Source organism: Marinobacter halophilus (assembly GCF_003007685.1).
In the GTDB taxonomy this organism is placed as follows: domain Bacteria; phylum Pseudomonadota; class Gammaproteobacteria; order Pseudomonadales; family Oleiphilaceae; genus Marinobacter; species Marinobacter halophilus.
The window spans coordinates 243,686-261,239 of record NZ_PXNN01000017.1 but is presented as its reverse complement, the minus strand read 5'-3'; the positions used below and the strand labels follow the sequence as shown (position 1 = coordinate 261,239).

General features: G+C 57.3%; 10 protein-coding genes. 8 read left to right on the top strand and 2 right to left on the bottom strand.

The features are described 5' to 3' along the window. Window positions 1-76 precede the first annotated feature (76 nt). The 3 genes from C7H08_RS15055 to C7H08_RS15045 all read left to right on the top strand — a co-directional run bounded on the left by C7H08_RS15055 (window position 77) and on the right by C7H08_RS15045 (window position 7,096). A complete protein-coding gene (locus C7H08_RS15055; RefSeq protein ID WP_106673060.1) occupies window positions 77-1,753 on the top strand; it encodes a long-chain fatty acid--CoA ligase in 1,677 nt (558 codons plus the stop codon). A 146-nt stretch (window positions 1,754-1,899) separates the two neighbouring features. Then, a complete protein-coding gene (gene hrpA, locus C7H08_RS15050; RefSeq protein ID WP_188445257.1) occupies window positions 1,900-5,832 on the top strand; it encodes an ATP-dependent RNA helicase HrpA in 3,933 nt (1,310 codons plus the stop codon). Between the two features lie 142 nt (window positions 5,833-5,974). Then, entirely contained in the window at window positions 5,975-7,096 is a 1,122-nt protein-coding gene (locus C7H08_RS15045; protein WP_106673059.1) for a beta-ketoacyl-ACP synthase III, read from the top strand. 6 nt (window positions 7,097-7,102) lie between these two features. On the opposite strand, the gene C7H08_RS15040 is transcribed toward C7H08_RS15045, so the two are convergent. Further along, entirely contained in the window at window positions 7,103-7,510 is a 408-nt protein-coding gene (locus tag C7H08_RS15040; protein ID WP_106673058.1) for an acyl-CoA thioesterase, read from the bottom strand. 89 nt (window positions 7,511-7,599) lie between these two features. Between C7H08_RS15040 and C7H08_RS15035 the strand changes: the two genes are divergently transcribed. Genes C7H08_RS15035 through dinG form a run of 5 tightly spaced genes read left to right on the top strand, consistent with a single transcriptional unit; the run spans window position 7,600 to window position 14,437 of the window. Continuing rightward, on the top strand, window positions 7,600-8,379 hold the full coding sequence (locus tag C7H08_RS15035) for an MlaA family lipoprotein (RefSeq protein WP_106673057.1): 780 nt from the start codon (window positions 7,600-7,602) through the stop codon (window positions 8,377-8,379). 23 nt (window positions 8,380-8,402) lie between these two features. Next, the gene (locus C7H08_RS15030) at window positions 8,403-9,890 is read left to right on the top strand and encodes a DUF3336 domain-containing protein (RefSeq protein WP_106673056.1); all 1,488 of its coding nucleotides are present in this window, start codon (window positions 8,403-8,405) and stop codon (window positions 9,888-9,890) included. A 12-nt stretch (window positions 9,891-9,902) separates the two neighbouring features. Further along, window positions 9,903-11,603: an ExeA family protein gene (locus tag C7H08_RS15025; RefSeq protein WP_106673055.1), complete on the top strand. Its 1,701-nt coding sequence runs from the start codon at window positions 9,903-9,905 to the stop codon at window positions 11,601-11,603. 3 nt (window positions 11,604-11,606) lie between these two features. Continuing rightward, a complete protein-coding gene (locus C7H08_RS15020) occupies window positions 11,607-12,260 on the top strand; it encodes a general secretion pathway protein GspB (RefSeq protein WP_106673054.1) in 654 nt (217 codons plus the stop codon). After that, entirely contained in the window at window positions 12,260-14,437 is a 2,178-nt protein-coding gene (gene dinG, locus C7H08_RS15015) for an ATP-dependent DNA helicase DinG (RefSeq protein WP_106673053.1), read from the top strand. The genes C7H08_RS15020 and dinG overlap by 1 nt, the downstream gene beginning before the upstream one ends. 253 nt (window positions 14,438-14,690) lie before the next feature. Here the strand turns inward: dinG and C7H08_RS15010 are convergent, their stop codons facing one another. Continuing rightward, entirely contained in the window at window positions 14,691-17,414 is a 2,724-nt protein-coding gene (locus C7H08_RS15010; RefSeq protein ID WP_106673052.1) for a winged helix-turn-helix domain-containing protein, read from the bottom strand. Window positions 17,415-17,554: the final 140 nt, after the last annotated feature.

The following is a 17,554-nucleotide window of genomic DNA, read 5'->3' as shown; positions in this document are numbered from 1 at the left end:
GCAAAACATTACAATCAGGGAGCTTCTGAACCCCATCCGGTTGCTCCCAATAGCGCCAATCAGACAGGAGATGGTGATGGATTTTGAGCAGTTCTATCAAGACAAATACCCCGCTGGTATTCCACGTGAGGTAGATCTCAAGAAATACAAAAGCATGGTGGATGTTTTTGAACAGGCGGTGAAGAAATACGCAGACAAACCTGCCTTCTCCGCCGTTGGCGCAACCCTCACATACCGGGATCTTGATACTCTGAGCCGCAATTTTGCGGCCTGGCTGCAGAACAAAACCGACCTGAAACCGGGTGATCGCATTGCGGTGCAGATGCCCAACGTCGCCCAGTATCCGGTGATTGTCTTCGGTGCCATGCGCGCCGGTATGATTGTGGTGAATACCAACCCGCTGTACACCACCCGCGAGATGGAACACCAGTTCAATGACTCCGGCGCCAAGGCGCTGGTGGTTCTGGCGAACATGGCCGATAACGCTGAAAAAGTGCTGCCGAATACCAGCATTGAGCACGTGATCGTAACTGAAATCGCCGACATGCATTCAACCCTTAAGCGCACATTGATGAACGCGGTGGTTAAGCACGTCAAAAAGATGGTGCCGGCGTTCAACATTCCGGGTGCCCACAAACTGCCCGCGGTTCTCAGCGCCGGTGCCCGTGAGAAATTTACGCCGGTTGAAACCAACCTGGACGATCTGGCGGTACTTCAGTACACCGGGGGCACCACAGGCGTTGCCAAGGGCGCGATGCTGACTCACGCTAACCTGGTGGCCAACCTGACTCAGGTGCGCCCGATGATGGAAGACCAGGTGGAAGAGGGTAAGGAAGTGGTGATTGCACCGCTGCCGCTTTACCACATTTACTCTTTCACCCTGAACTGCGGCATCATGCTTGAAGCTGGCGCCCACAACGTTCTGATCCCTAACCCGCGGGATATCCCGGGCTTTGTGAAGGAAATGCAGAAGCAGAAGTTTTCAGCATTTATTGGTCTGAACACTCTGTTTGTGGCGCTGTGCAACAACGAAGAATTCCAGGACCTGGATTTCTCCGGTCTCAAACTGACCGCCTCCGGTGGTATGGCGTTGACGTCGGATACCGCCAAAATGTGGGAGCGGGTTACCGGCTGCGAGATCAGCGAAGGTTATGGCATGACCGAAACCTCTCCGGTGGTCACCTTCAACCCGCGCAGCGCTATTCAGATTGGCACCATCGGTTTGCCGATCCCGTCCACCATCATTAAAACCATTGATGATGACGGCCATGAAACGCCGGTTGGTGAGCCTGGCGAGTTGTGCGTAAAAGGGCCCCAGGTAATGCGTGGCTACTGGCAACGTCCGGAAGATACCCAGAAGTCTTTTACTGACGATGGTTACCTGAAGACCGGTGACGTGGCGTTGATCCAGGAAGATGGCTACATCCGGATTGTTGACCGCAAAAAAGACATGATCATCGTCTCCGGCTTTAACGTGTTCCCGAATGAAATCGAAGAAGTGATCACCAGCCATCCGAAAGTGGTTGAATGCGCTGCCGTTGGCATTCCGGACGCCAAGAGTGGCGAAGCTGTGAAAGTCTACGTGGTCGCCACTAAAGAAGGCGTGACCGCCAACGAGATCAAGGAATTCTGCCGCGAACGCCTGACTGCGTACAAAGTGCCCAAGCATTTCGAGTTCCGGGATGACCTGCCCAAGAGTAACGTGGGCAAGATTCTTCGTCGTGAACTGCGGGACGAAGCCAACGCCAAGTAACCGGCTCTGGTGCAACCTCCAGGTTGCCTCGTACCATCACAAAGACCCTGCTCCGGCGGGGTCTTTGTGTTTCTACCGCTTCGTTTTCCCGCTAGACTGTGGCGCCTTACGATGTACCGATCAATCAATGGACTCATTGCCGTTCAATGCCTGAAAAAACACCGATTAATACGCCTGAACACCAGGACGCCGATCCCCGGGCCGCTGTGAAAGCGTTTATGAGCCAGCTGGATGCCTGTAACCAGCAGGAGGCGGCGCGCATCATCCGCCGGGTCAGCCAGACCAAAGGCAAGCCAGGCCAGAAAGATCTGGAAAATATGGCGTCCTGGCTCGACCGTGGGTTGGAGAAGGTGCGGTTACGCCAGGCCTCGCACAAGCCTGCGCTTTTTCCGGACGGATTGCCGGTCAGTGCCCGGGTTGATGACATCAGCAAGGCCATTGAACAACATCAGGTGGTGATCGTTGCAGGTGAAACCGGCTCCGGGAAAACCACCCAGATTCCCAAGATCTGCTTGAATCTGGGTCGGGGCGTTCGCGGCCTGATTGGCCATACCCAGCCCCGCCGCATCGCTGCCCGCAGTGTAGCCGGCCGGATTGCGGAGGAGTTGGGCGAACAGGTGGGGCAGCAGATTGGCTATCAGGTGCGCTTTACCGACAACACGTCGGAGGCGTCGCGGGTCAAGGTAATGACCGACGGTATCTTGCTGGCGGAAGTTCAGCACGACCGGTTTCTGGATCGTTACGACACTCTGATTATCGATGAAGCCCATGAGCGCAGCCTGAACATCGATTTCCTGCTGGGTTATCTGCGGCAACTGTTGCCGAAGCGGCCGGACCTGAAAGTGATCATCACCTCGGCCACCATTGAGGTGGATCGGTTCAGTGAGTTTTTTGATCAGGCCCCGGTGATTGAAGTGAGTGGCCGGACCTTCCCGGTGGATGTCCGATACCGGCCCCTGACCGGTGATGAAGATGACCGCGACCAGGGCTGGACCGACGGTGTGCTGTCGGCACTGGATGAAATTGAGCAACACGAACGCAAAGAAAAGCAGCCGCCTGGCGATGTGCTGGTGTTCCTGCCCGGCGAGCGGGAAATCCGCGCCTTGAGCAAGGTTCTGCGCCACGCCGAGCTGCGCCACACCGAGGTCTTGCCGCTGTATTCCCGGCTTAGCAATCAAGAGCAGAACCGGGTATTTCAGGCTCATAAAGGTCGGCGCCTGGTGTTGTCGACCAACGTGGCGGAAACCTCGCTGACGGTGCCGGGCATTCGCTACGTCATCGACACCGGTGTGGCGCGCCTCAGCCGTTACAGCGTTCGTTCCAAAATTCAGCGCCTGCCCATCGAGCCCATCTCCCAGGCCAGTGCCAACCAGCGGGCCGGCCGTTGTGGGCGAGTGGCGCCGGGTATCTGCTTCCGGCTTTACGATGAAACCGACTTCATCAATCGGCCGGAATATACCGATCCAGAAGTGCTGCGCACCAATCTGGCCTCGGTCATTCTGCAGATGTCGACTTCGGGTCTGGGTGAGATCCAGAATTTCCCGTTTCTGGAAGCCCCGGACAGCCGACAGATCAATGATGGCTATAAACTGCTGGAAGAACTCAGCGCCGTTGATGGTAAACGCCGGGTGACCAAGCTTGGCCGTATCATGGCGCGCCTGCCGCTGGACCCGAGGCTTGCCAGAATGCTGGTAACTGCGGCTGATCACGGCAGCCTGGCCGAAGTACTGGTGGTGATTGCCGGGCTCAGTGTGCAGGATCCACGGGAGCGCCCACAGGATAAACAGCAGGCAGCCGATCAGGCCCACGCGCCGTTCAATGACAAAGAGTCGGATTTCGCGACGCTGCTCAATATCTGGAACTGGTTTGAGGAGCAACGCCAGGAGCTATCCCAGAATCAGCTCAAGAAGGTGTGCCAGAAGTCTTTTTTAAGCTGGATGCGGATGCGCGAATGGCGGGATATCCACCGGCAACTGACGTTGATCTGTCGCGAACAAAAACTGGCCCCTAATAAACAGGTGGCAAACTACGACGCCATTCACAAGGCGATCCTGGCCGGCCTGCTGGGTCATGTCGCGGTGAAAGTCGAGAACCGTGAGTACCTGGCGACCCGAAATCGCAAGGTACTGATTTTCCCGGGCTCGAAAGTGGCAAAGGCCGGTCCCAAGTGGATTGTGGCGGCTGAGATTGTCGAAACCAGCAAGGTCTTTGCTCGTATGGTGGCGGCCATTCAGCCGGAGTGGGTGGAGCCATTGGCCAGTCATGTGGTGAAGCATCATTTCTTTGAGCCGCACTGGGAGCAAAAGCGGGCCCAGGTGATGGGCTACGAGAACGTGACCTTGTATGGACTGGATGTTGTGTCCAAACGGCGTATTCCCTATGCCAAGGTTGATCCGCAGGAGTGCCGGAACCTGTTTATCCGGCGCGCCCTGGTGGAAGGCGACTTCCACTCGAAAGCCCCTTTTATCGCCCGCAACCGGGACATGCTGGACACCGTCGAGAACCTGGAAAAGAAAACCCGCCGCCGGGATCTGCTGGTGGATGACGAAGTGTTGGTTGCCTTTTATGACCAACGCCTGCCCAAAGAGATTGTCAGCGGGCAACACTTTGAGACTTGGTGGAAAGGCCTGTCAGCCGAGGCGTTGCAGGCGCTGGAGCTGACCGAAGCGGATGTGTTGCAGCGCCCGCTGGACCAGGGGGCGGCTGCGCAATACCCGGATTTTCTGGAGTGGGAGGGTGTGAAGTACCCCCTCAGCTACGAGTTCGAGCCCACCAGTGAGCGCGACGGCGTCACCCTGAATGTGCCGTTGATGGCGCTTAAACAGATACCAGCCCGCAGGTTGGAATGGCTGGTGCCTGGGTTGCTCCGGGAAAAGTGCATTGCGTTGGTCAAAGGCCTGCCGAAATCCCTACGCCGGAACTTTGTGCCGGTACCGACCTTTATCGATGCTGCCCTTGAGAACCTGCAGCCAAGTAACGAGCCTCTGGCACTGAAGCTGGGGGAGCAATTACGCCGGATGACCGGCGTTCAGATTGATCCGGAAGCCTGGCCTCAAGATGAGTTGCCCAGACATCTGCGGATGAATCTGCGGGTAACCGGCGATAAAGGCAAAGTCGTTGCCGAAAGCCGGGATACCAACGATCTTCAGGGAACGCTGCAGGGCCGGGCAGAAGAGGCACTGGCCTCCGTCACCAGGAATGACGACAGTCAGCAGGCGGCTGGCGAGTATACGGATTGGCAGTTTGGTGACTTGCCGGAGCAGGTACAGACCGAGAAAGGCGGCATGCAAGTCACGGTATATCCGGCCCTGGAAGATCTCGGCAAGCAGGTGCGGACCATCCGCTGCCTGGATCGCCTGACCGCGGAAAACAGTCTGCGCCGCGGCATTGCCCGGCTGATCATCAACCGGTTCGGCAACACGCTGACGGACCTTGAGCGCAAGCTGCCAAAATTCAAGCAGTCCGCGTTGATGTTTGCGCCAGTCGGGCAGGCCAGGGTGCTACTGGACGACCTGTTGTTATCGGCGGTGATGCAGCATTTCCTTTCCGGTCGTTTGCCCAGAGACGCTGACCAGTTTGTGGCCGTGTACGATCACCATCGTGGCGACTTTATTTCAGCGCTTGAGCAGGCCGATGAGCGCCTGTTTCAGGCCATGACCGGCTATCAAAAAGTGGCCAAACAGCTCAAAGGCAAGATCAATCTTGCCCAGGCCAACAGTATGGCCGACCTGAAGTTTCAGCTTCAACATCTTGTCTATCCGGGGTTTTTGGTTGATACGCCATCGCAATGGCTGGAACGTTTTGGGGTCTATTTTGAAGCAGCACTGATCAGGCTTGAAAAAATGCCCCGAGAGATGGGCCGGGAACGAGAATTCCTGCACACCATTGATGCTCTCTGGGCCCGTTATGCGACCAAGCAGGCGCAGCAAACGCGCCAGGGTGTTCGCGACCCTGAGCTGGAGCTATACCGCTGGATGCTGGAGGAGTACCGGGTGTCATTTTTTGCCCAGCAATTGGGCACGAGCATGACGGTATCGATTAAACGCCTGGACAAACAGTGGCAGAGCACCCGGGTGTAACGGGCCAGCCTGGCCTGGTGTAGCCACAACGTGATGCACCAGGCTGGTGCCACTGGACTTTCGTCAGGCGGGCAATTCCCGCTGTGTGTGTTAGTATTTCTGACAACATCGTGTCTTATTACAACCATGACGTGGGGTAATTGTGATTAAAGCCGTCATCAGCGGAACCGGCCTGTATACGCCGCCCGCCATCATTGAAAACGATCAACTGGTTGAAGCGTTCAATCAGTACGTTGAGCTGCACAACAACGAACACGCGGAAGAGATAGCCCGCGGTGAGTTGACAGCTCTGCAACCCTCGTCTTCGGCTTTCATCGAGAAAGCCTCAGGAATCAAGCGCCGGCATGTGATTGACCGGGACGGGATTCTGGATCCGACGCGGATGGCGCCTTATATTCCCGAGCGCGACAACGAAGCCCCGTCGGTGCAGTGCGACATGGCTGTGGTGGCCTGCAAGGAAGCGCTGGCGCAGGCGGGTAAGACCGCCGCGGATGTGGATGCGGTCATTGTTGCGTGTTCCAACCTGCAGCGGGCCTATCCGGCAGTTTCCATTGAAGTGCAGGAGGCCATGGGCATTGACGGCTTCGCCTACGACATGAACGTGGCCTGCAGTTCGGCCACCTTTGGTCTGCAGGCCGCGGTCAACTCAGTCGAGAATGGCGCTGCCAGAGCGGTGCTGGTGGTCAGCCCGGAGATTTGCTCCGGCCATCTGAATTTCCGTGACCGGGACAGCCACTTTATTTTTGGTGATGCCTGCACGGCGATTCTGGTCGAGCGCGAGCAAGATACCAAGCCAGGCCAAGGCTTTGAGATTCTGGGCACTCGTCTGAAAACCAAGTTCTCCAACAATATCCGGAACAACTTCGGCTTTCTGAATCGGGCAGATGAAGCGGGGATTGGTGCGCCAGACAAGCTGTTCATTCAGCAGGGGCGCAAAGTCTTCAAAGAGGTATCACCGCTGGTCGCTGAGACTATTCAGAGTCATCTCGAATCGCTCGGGCTGGCGCCGGACAACCTCACCAGGATGTGGTTGCACCAGGCCAACCTGAACATGAACCAACTGATAGCTCGCAAGGTTCTGGGCCGGGATGCAACGGTCGAGGAAGCGCCAGTGATTCTCGATGAGTATGCCAACACCAGTTCTGCCGGCTCCATCATTGCGTTTCATATGCACAAAGATGATCTGAAAACCGGCGACCTGGGCGTGATCTGCTCATTTGGTGCCGGCTATTCCATCGGCAGTGTGATTGTACGCCACCGTTGAGTCCGCTCAGCTTGCTGCCAGCACCCTCAGGGTGTCTGGCAGTGAGGTAGACTTCCGGGTTGCCCGGTTCATCCAGACGATCTTCGCGTAACCTTCCGCATACACCGCCCCGGTTTCTGAATCCTTGAGCAAGTGGTAAGTTTCCAGACTGGTATTTCCTGCTTTGTCCGCGTATGTTTCAACCACAACATTGGCGGGGTGGGTTAGTTCTTTCAGGAAAGTGGCACTGGTCTTTATAATGACGGGGCCGGTCGGTTCGTCGGTGCCGCCAAGTTCTAGCGATGCGAGCCAGATAATCCGCGCCTCTTCAAAGAAACGAAAGTAAACCGTGTTATTGGCGTGGCCGTAGGCGTCCATATCGCCCCATCGCAGGGCCATTGTCAGAGAATTGACGAGATTACCCGGTACTGACATCTGATTTCCTCCGGAAGACGGTTATAAAAATAACAAAGCGCCGGTATTGTCGACGAACTGAAACAGGTTAAACAACCCAAGAGCGCAAAATGAAAAACCTATTATCCCGGCGCCGGTCCATGCTGGCCACATCATTTTTGCTGGTGCTGACGTTCGCTGGCGCGCAGGTTCATGCGCAGACCGTGCAAGAGCCAAGTCCGGATAGCTCAACGCCGGTGAATACCAGCGATCCCTATGAGAGCTGGAACCGTAGAGTATTCTCTTTCAATGACGCTATCGACCGTTGGTTTCTGCGCCCGGTAGCGCAAGCTTATCGCACGGTCACGCCGGATATTGTCGACCGCGGTGTCACCAATTTCTTTAATAATCTGACCGAAATCCGTAACTTCAGCAACAGTTTGCTGCAGTTGAAAGGCGAGTCGGCCGTGGTGGCTGCCGGTCGCTTCACCTATAACACGGTGTTCGGGCTTGGCGGCATCTTTGATGTCGCAACCGCCTTTGAGCTGCCCGAACGCCCGGAAGATTTTGGTCAGACCCTCGGGTATTGGGGGCTCGGCTCTGGTCCCTACCTGATGTTGCCTTTACTGGGCCCGGCAACGCCCCGTTACGTTACCGGCATGGCCACCGACGGTTTCTTGCTGCCGTCTGCCTGGGACGAAGTCGACAGCCCGGAAACCTATTATCTGCGCGGTCTCCAGCTTGTCGACAGGCGAGCGGACTTTATTCCCGCAGAGCAGTTTATTTCTGGCGACCGGTATACGTTTGTGCGTAATGCGTTCCTTCAGCGCCGTGAATTTCTGATTAACGATGGTAAGATCATGAAAGATCCATTCGCTGATGACGACGATTTCATGCTCGACGATTTCTGAGCAGTCACGCCGGGAGGCCGCAGGTGATCAAGGACCCCAGGATAGCCCGATTCCGCAAGTTGCTGGCGGAAGCTCCCAATTACGAACAGTGGAAAGCGGCTGCTCTGGAGCTCGATTTTCTGGAGGGCAATGCCGAATGGAAAGAGGATTTTGCTTCCGATCTCTACCATTATGAGCTGATCTATGATCGGCTCAGTAATCTCAAGCAATACCGACAGCAGAACGATGTTGAGCGCCTCAAGCGGGCGCTCAGAGAGGGCTTGCATCATGATCTGGGCAATATGGGCAGCCCGGCGTTGTACACTCGCTCCCGCGTGGGCACCAAGCACCTGATTGAGGAATATATTACCCAGGTCTGCGAGTCTCTTGATTACTTGTGTGACCATCCGGTGCCCGGGTTCCCGGTACATGACAAGTTCCAGTTTTTCCGCGATACCCTCACCAGTTTTGGCCGCCCGTCGCTGCTGCTCAGCGGTGGAGCCAGTTTGGGCATGTTCCATTTTGGCGTGATCAAGGCGCTCTGGGAGAAGGGCCTGTTGCCCCAGGTGATCGCCGGTTCCAGTATCGGTGCCGTTATTGCCGGGATACTTGGGGTGCATACCGATGCCGAGGTGCCGGAAATGCTGGTGCCCGAGAATCATAACCTGAAGGCGTGGAAGTGGCGGGGCCTATTGAGCGCAATGCGCGGTGACGGGTTGATGGACCAGGAAACTCTGAAGAATTGTCTCCGCGCCAACATCGGTGACGATACTTTTGAAGAGGCTTATCAGCGTACCGGTCGTAGTATTAATATCAGCGTATCGCCGATACAGGCGCACCAGAAAGCACGGCTGCTGTGTGGTTACACATCTCCCTATATTCAGGTGTGGAGCGCCGCGCTGGCCAGTGCTGCGGTACCCGGTATTTTCCCGCCGGTGACGCTGATGAAAAAGGATCTTTACGGCAACTCGTTACCCTATATGCCCCGCCTGAAGTTTGTGGATGGCTCGGTGGTCAGCGACCTGCCGATTGAACGACTGATGCATCTTTATGATGTGAATTTCACCATTGTCAGTCAGACCAACCCCCATGTGGTACCCTTCCTGAATCAACGTGGGCAAGACGAGAAGCTGTCACTGGCAAACCTTCCCCTGCATCTGATGAAAGCGGAAATGCAGTTCCACGGTCAGGGCGTGTTTGATTATCTGAGAAAGCGGGTTCGACCGGAGCTGTTACGGCAGGTCGCCGGGCAGATGCACACGATCATGGCCCAGCGCTATTCCGGTGATGTGACCATCGCTCCTACCTATTCATTCCGCGACTTCCGTCGTATGCTGTCGAACCCCAGCCCGGAATACGTGCGGGAAATGATTCTGGCGGGTGAACGGGCAACCTGGTCAAAAATCTCGATGATTCGCTCTCACGCAAGGATCTCGAAAACCCTTGAGCGTTGCGTTCGTCGCCTGAAACAACAGAATCGCAAGGCCGCTGAGTTACGACTGGTCAGCGGTGCGGACAAGGCTACACCCTGATCCTGAGGAACCATGTACTACGATTTTTTCGGCTTTAGGGAACCGCCATTTTCCATTGCACCGGACCCCCGCTACCTGTACCTGAGTGACCGCCACAAAGAAGCCTTGGCGCACCTGATGTATGGCGTGCAGGGGCAGGGTGGCTTTATTGTTATCACCGGCGAGGTCGGCACCGGCAAAACTACCGTGTGCCGGTGTTTTATCGAGAATGCGCCCGAGCATGTCGATATTGCCCTGATTCTGAACCCGCGCTTGTCTGCCCGCGAGCTGCTGTCGTCTATTTGCGACGAGCTGGAAATCGCCCATGCGCCAGAGGCGACCATCAAGCAACTGGTAGATGGTATCAATCAAGATCTGCTCAAGGCCCATGGCGCGGGCCGTCATAAAGTCCTGATTATCGACGAGGCCCAGAACCTCTCTGCAGAGGTTCTGGAGCAATTGCGGTTGCTGACCAACCTGGAAACCGCTGAGAAGAAACTGCTACAGATCGTACTGCTGGGCCAACCTGAGCTGCAGGATATGCTGGCGTTGCCCGAGTTACGCCAGTTGAACCAGCGCGTGACGGCTCGTTACCACCTGGATGCCATCGACGATTCAGACTTGCCGGCCTACCTCCGTTACCGGTTGAGCGTGGCCGGCTTGCGCGGTGATATTTTTACCCCTGGCGCGATTCGCAAGTTGTACAAGGCAAGCCATGGCATTCCGCGCCTGATCAATCTGATCAGCGATCGTGCCTTGCTGGGCGCCTACGCTGAGGGCGAACACCAGATAACCTCTGCGCACATACGCCAGGCTGCCCGGGAGGTTCACGGTAATCGACGCCCGGCGAAAGCCGGCGGAGGGCGTAATGCTTCCCGTGCCGGCCATATCGCGCTGCTGGCGGTATCGGTTCTGATCGCCGTTACCGGAGCTCTCTGGTTGTTCTATATGCCCACCAACGATCCGTTGTTGGCGGATGAAGGTGATTGGCCTGTGGTGTCTGGTGTGATCGAACGGGTGGCTGGTGCCCATGATGAAGATCCGGCTGAGCCTGAGCTGCCGGCGACTTCACCTGATGACACTGGCACCGAACCTGAAGCTCCGTCCTTTGATTTCCAGCAGCACGTAATGGCTTTGCCTGATGCCTTCGGAGAGCTGTTCGATATCTGGGGCGAAGTTTATAACCCGAGTCAGTTCCCTGTGGCTTGTGAATTTGCCAGAACGGCTGGGCTCGGGTGCCTGGCGCGACAAGGCAGTCGCCGAAGTCTGGAATTTGTGAACCGTCCGGCGATCTTGCAGCTCCGTAACCCACAAGGCGACACCGGCTATGTGGTCATACGTTCGCTGAGTGATGACAAGGTGGTGATCGAGTTGTCCGGAGAAACCCGCGAAATGCCGTTCGGACAGTTAGAGCCGTATTGGTTCGGTGAGTTTCGGGTACTCTGGCGCACTCCCGAATACACAACGGGCGATGGTTTTTTTGCCGGGTCCTCTGGCGAGCAGCTATGGATGGATGCACGCATGATGCAGCTGGCTGACCGGATGGCGGAATCCGCGGCAGAGAGTGCCCGGGTAAAGCGGCTGACGACTACAGAGCAGGTGCGCTGGTATCAGGAAGTCCGCGGCCTGACCGTCGATGGCATTGCCGGGCCCATGACCATCATTCAGATCAATAACGACCTGGGTACCGATGTTCCCCGGCTGGTAGCGGCCCGCGAGGCCAGTAACGGGTAAGTTATGTCCTATATTCTTGATGCTTTGAGAAGATCAGAAACTGAGCGCCGGCAGGGAAAGGCGCCAGATCTCGGCCAACAGGTTCAGATGGTTTGGCGCCCCAAGAAAAAGCCGGTGTTGCCAGTGGTATGGCTGGTTATCGCTTTGTTGGTGAACGCCGGTGTGATGGCCTATTTGTTCTGGCCTGTGTCATTCAGTGAACCCCCGGTGCCAGAGCTTGCGCCGGGTGCCGTGTCTGAGCCGGTCGTCAGTCCACCGCCGGTAGTGGTGATAGAAGAGCCGACGCCGACAATTGATGATGAGTCGTTTGATCAGCCGTTGGCGGCGACGGGCAATGAAGCTCCTCTGGTGATCGTGCCGGATCAGTCGGTGCGGGAAACCCTGTTGACGCCAGCCGATTCTCAGGGCAGGGTGCCACACCTTGTGGAGTTACCGCTTTCGTTTCAAAAGAGTGTTCCCGATTTGACCTTCAACAGCCATATCTACTCGTCTGATCCTACGGCCAGCCGCGTCATGATCAATAATCACTATCTTCGCCCGGGTGATGCTTTCGGCGACCTGACCGTTGAGCGCGTCACCGACGACGGCGTGATAATGAGCCGCGGCAGTCAGCGCTTCCGGGTCGGAACGGTGCGTGACTGGGTGAGCCCACGATAATGGCGCTGACAGACGAGGTTAAACAGCAGATTCAGCAAGGCTATCGTGATGTGCTGGCGGGTAAAGACATTCGGGCCCGCTATGGTCAGCGCCTGATGATTGCGGAAATTGCCCGCTACATGGCGGACATTACCGACAATGACGGTCAGCGTACCTCGCCGCCGGCCACGTGCGTGGTGGAAGCGGGTACCGGTACCGGTAAAACGCTGGCTTACCTGATTGCGGCGATTCCGGTAGCGAAAGCGCTAGGCAAAACCCTGGTCATTTCGACCGCGACCGTGGCGCTGCAGGATCAGATTGTCCTCAAAGACCTGCCCGATCTGCGCAAACACAGCAAGTTGGACTTCAGCTGGACGCTGGCCAAAGGCCGCGGTCGATACCTGTGTATGTCGCGCCTGGAATCCAAATTGCATGACGAAGGTCACGGCGACAACGAAAGCATGTCGCTGTTCTTGCTCGATCAACCCGTGGATGACGAAGCTGCCAGCCGGGTGACGTTCGAGAAAATGCTGGCCACCTATGGCTCCCGGGAGTGGGATGGTGATCGTGATCACTGGCCAGAGCAGATTCCTGATGATATCTGGCGCCAGGTCACCACCGATCACCGTCAGTGCACCAATCGCCACTGCGCCTACTTTGACAGCTGCGCGTTCTTTGATGCCCGCAAGGATCTGGACGAGGCCGATGTGGTGGTGGCAAATCACGATCTGGTGCTGGCCGACCTGGCGTTGGGGGGCGGGGCGATTCTGCCCGAGCCGGAAAACGCATTGTTCATCTTTGATGAAGCCCACCACTTACCGGAGAAAGCACTTAATCATTTCGCCGCTTCTGTGCCATTGAATTCTACCCGTCAATGGCTGAAACAGCTGTCTCAGGCACTGGTAAAGATGCAGCCCTGGTTACCGGGTGGTTCCCAGGCAGTAAAAGCGGTCGAAAAAATCAGTACCTCTGGCCGGGATCTGGATATTGCACTGGGCAGAGTGTACGAAGAAGTCGAGCAAAACACTGGCTGGGACTTCAATGAGGAACGCCGCAGCGCCCAGTGGCGTTACCCGGATGGCGAGTTACCCGATGCGCTGGCGGAACTGGCGGCGGAAACGCGCATTGTGACCGCCGGTTTGGTCAGGCACCTGGGTACGCTGGCGGACGAACTGCAAAGTGCCTTTGACGAACGCAAAGACCCCGAGCTGGACCGCGATACAGCAGACGCCTGGTACCCGGTAATTGGTTCTTTCCACAGTCGTGCAGAGGAGCAGTTACGGCTCTGGGCAGCCTGGTGTGAACCGTCGGCGGCGACCCCTGCCGATACCGAGAAAAAAGCCGCGCCGGCGGTCCGCAAAGGCCCGCCTCCGGCGCGCTGGGCCGTGCGTCAGCGTTGGGATCATGCCGAAGACATTGCCTTGTTCAGCTCGCCGGTACTGGCCGACAACCTTTTGTATTCCCGGCTCTGGTCTCGCGCCTATGGCGCGGTGCTGACCAGTGCCACGCTGACGGCGTTAGGGCGTTTTGATCGGTTGCGCTCCCGGGCCGGACTGCCGGAGGCCAGCCGCTATCTGGTGGTGCCCAGTTCTTTCCGTTACGCCGAAATGGCCACGGTGGAAGTGCCCGCGATGCCGGCCTTGCCCACTGATGATGGCTTTGGTGAGGCGCTGATCAAACGCTTGCCGGACTTGTGGGCCGGTGAGAAGGCCACCCTGGTGCTGTTCACCTCCCGCCGCCAGATGCAGCTGGTCAGGGATGCCTTGGCGCCGGATTATCCGGAGCTGATCCTGACCCAGGACGACATGGCCAAAAACGAAGTGTTGCGCCAGCACTGTAGCCGCGTTGACGCAGGCAAGCCCAGCGTATTGTTCGGCGTAGCCAGCTTTGCCGAGGGCATCGATCTGCCCGGCAAATATCTTCATCACGTGGTGATCACCCGCCTGCCGTTCTCGGTGCCGGACGATCCCATCGAAGCCAGTCTGGCCGAGTGGGTCACCCAGCGCGGCGGCAACCCGTTTATGGAAATCACCGTGCCCGATGCCTCGATCAAGTTGGTGCAGGCCGTGGGCCGTTTGTTGCGCACCGAGCAGGATACCGGGCGGGTAACCATTCTTGATCGCCGCATTGTGGCCCGTCGTTACGGTCAGTTGCTGCTGGATGCGCTGCCACCGTTTCGCCGAATTATTGAATACTGACCGGATTGTTTTCAGGCCATAAAAAAAGAGCCAGCCCCGGAGGGTTGGCTCTTGTCGAAGGGGTTCTGAACGAACCCGGGCGTCGAAACAACGCGGAACAAGAAGTCTGAAGGCCTGAAGTTCAGAATTCCCGGTAAGGGGTTAACCTCACCATGGTTAAATCATAGGGCTTAAGGGGGCGTAAGCGGATCGTCCAAAGGGCGTAGTGGTAAGGCTTAATTGAGGCGAAGTGTGCGGCGCATCACAGTTTCGGTCAGTCTTCCAGCAACCCGAGTTCTCTGGCCTTGGCCAGCGCTTCTGTGCGGCGACTGGCGCCAAGCTTGCCATAGAGGTTCCGGATATGAGCCTTTACGGTGGCAGGGGCCACGTTGATGTTGGCGGCAATGTCCTTGTTGGCGAGCCCCTGGTTGATTAGCCCCAGTACTTCCTGCTCCCTCTGGCTGAGAGGCTCTGCGAGGACCCCGCCGGCGGCGTTAGCTGACGAGTTTAACTGCAGGGGCCGCGGCTGTGCCGATTTGCGGATCTGCTGATCTTTCAGCATGGACAGCAGTTCCCGGTTCCAGCGACCCGGCGTTCGTAATCTTGGGCAATCCAGCAGCAACTGCCGCAAAGTCGGGCTTTCTTCAGAAAACAACCTCAAAAATCCCGAGTTTTCGGCTCGATCCAGGGCAGCTTCAAGCTTGTCACTGGCTTCTTCGGCCCGGTGTTCCTGGGCCAGGGCATCCGCGTAAACCAGAAGGATTTCCACAAGATGGCGGTTATGGGCATTGCGTTCGGCCACGGGAATCAGGGCTGAAAGGGTTTCCTGGGCCTGTTGAAGATCGCCCTGAGCAACCTGGACCCGCGCCAGAGCAATCTGATTCTGCTCCCGGTTCAAGGGATTGGTTGCCGGTGTCTTCAGCGTCGCTTGCAGGCTGCTCATGGCCTTTTCCGGGTGGCCGGCGGCCAGATAGCAGCGGGCCAGCAGAGCCGACGCGGCGGGTGGTTCAAACAGAATGTGTTCGCGGCGCTTGTTGCCTATGACGACGGCGTCTTCGAGTAACTCGATGGCTAGCTCGATCTGACCTTCGCTGAACGCCAGGTGGCCCCGAACGTACTGGATGACCACGTGCTGACCCGGCTCGGTGCCTTTTTCGACATGCTCAAGTAGAGGCGACAGATAGCTGGCCGCCAGCTCCGGTTCATTGCGCTCACGGTAGATTTCCGTCAGGGCACTGTTTTGCCAGCAGGAAATCAGCCGGGGCTGGGCCGGGTCGGCGTAGTGTTCATCTACCCAGTTGCGCACACGGCTGGTGGTGGTCAGGGCCAGGTCGGTATCGCCGCGGTGGTATTGGATCCACGCCAACAGCCCGCCAGATGACAGCACCGTGCTGGCTTTGCGCTCAATCTGACCGTAATGCACGGCCGATGCCAGAGCCTCTTCGGCGTCGTTCAGTTCGCCCTGGCCAAAGTAATCCAGGCCAAGGCCGTAGTAGGTCACGGATTTGAGCGGAATCTGGATCTGATCGATGTCTTTGAGCACCTGGCGGGTGAGGTCAGAGGCATTTTTCTCGTCATTACGGCTGCGGGCCAGATACGAGCGCACTAATGAAATTTCGCTGTGAATCGCCAGCGCGCCTTCCGCATCCGGATGCGAATCGGCGACGCGCCGGTCCAGCAGGTCTTCGACTTCGGTCAGCAACGGCTCCAGCCCCTCGACCCGATTCGCAAAAAACAGACTCCAGATTCGCAGCATCTGCAACTGCGGGCTATCGATCAGCTGGCTGTAAGGGATGGCGTCAAGCCACTGCAGGACAGGCAGATGATAGCCACCATGGATCAGGTTGTTGCCATGCTCGGCCAGCACCCGGGCCAGGCGTTCGGTATCTTTTCGGCTGACGATCTGGGCGATCGCATCCTGCACATGACCATGGTCCAGTAACCAGTCAATGGTCAGGGCTTGCAGTTTCGATGCCCGGCCCGGATCGATCTGCTGAAGTCGTTGCAACAAGGCTTCCCGGAACAGGTCGTGATAACGAAACCATTCGTTATGGTTATCCAGCGGGATCAGGAACAGGTTCTGTGTGAGCAAACGGTGCAGCATGGCCTGGCTGTCGTCGCGATCCCGCAGGGCGTTGCACAATGAGCTGCAAAGACGAGGACAACAGGCGGTATCCAGCAAAAAACCGGTGACATCATCCGGGAGCTGTTGGAGTACTTCCGTCAGCACGTAATCACTGATCAGCTTGCCATCCGGGGCCACGATCCGGGCGTGTTGCGATTGACCCGGCAGCAGGGCGGCGGCTCTCCCCGACAGGGCCGAAAGCTGCATGGCCGCAACCCAACCTTCGGTGCGGCGGCAGATGGTGCGGATTTCCTGCTCCGACAGCGTCATCGCCATGGTGTCCTGGAAAAACGCGCGGCATTCGTCTTCGGAGAACGCCATCAATCCTGGATGAACATCCTGCACCTGGCGCCTGACCCGCCACCTGGCCAGTGGCAGAGGGGGTTCTGTGCGCGACGCAAGGGTAATCAGAATGCCCGGCGGCAGATAATCGGTGAACCAGGCCAGTTGCCGGTGAATGGCGTCTGTGCCAATCACGTGGTAGTCGTCCAGCACCAGGTGCCAGGGGTTGCGATCCTCACTGAGGGCATTGATCAGGCCAGTGATGGCTGCTGTCAGGTCGCCATCCTGTTGCCGTGCCAGGTGTTTCTCAGTGTTTTCAAGCCCCATCAGTCCCGCGTGTTTGAAGGCGCCGATAAGGTACTGCCAGAACTGCCCGGGCTGGTCATCAAATTCATCCAGTGACAGCCAGGCGGTGCTTGTGCTGTTGCGGGTACACCATTGGCTGACCAGGGTGGTTTTGCCAAATCCGGCAGGTGCCACAATAAGATTCAAGCGCTTGCCTTGCCCGGGTTCCAGCAGGGCATCCAGGCGGTGTCTGCGCACGGCTCGCGGATCCGGTGTTGGCCTGAGAAATTTCGTGGTAAGCAGCATGGTTTCCTGAGTTCAGGGCAGTGTTTGTACTGGATTGTGTGCTTTGTCACACGCAAGTCAAGGGCTGCACTGACGCAAGGCGTTGGCAAAGCAGCGAAACCCGGGATTTGGTCTACACTGAATACAGATTGAATTGTATA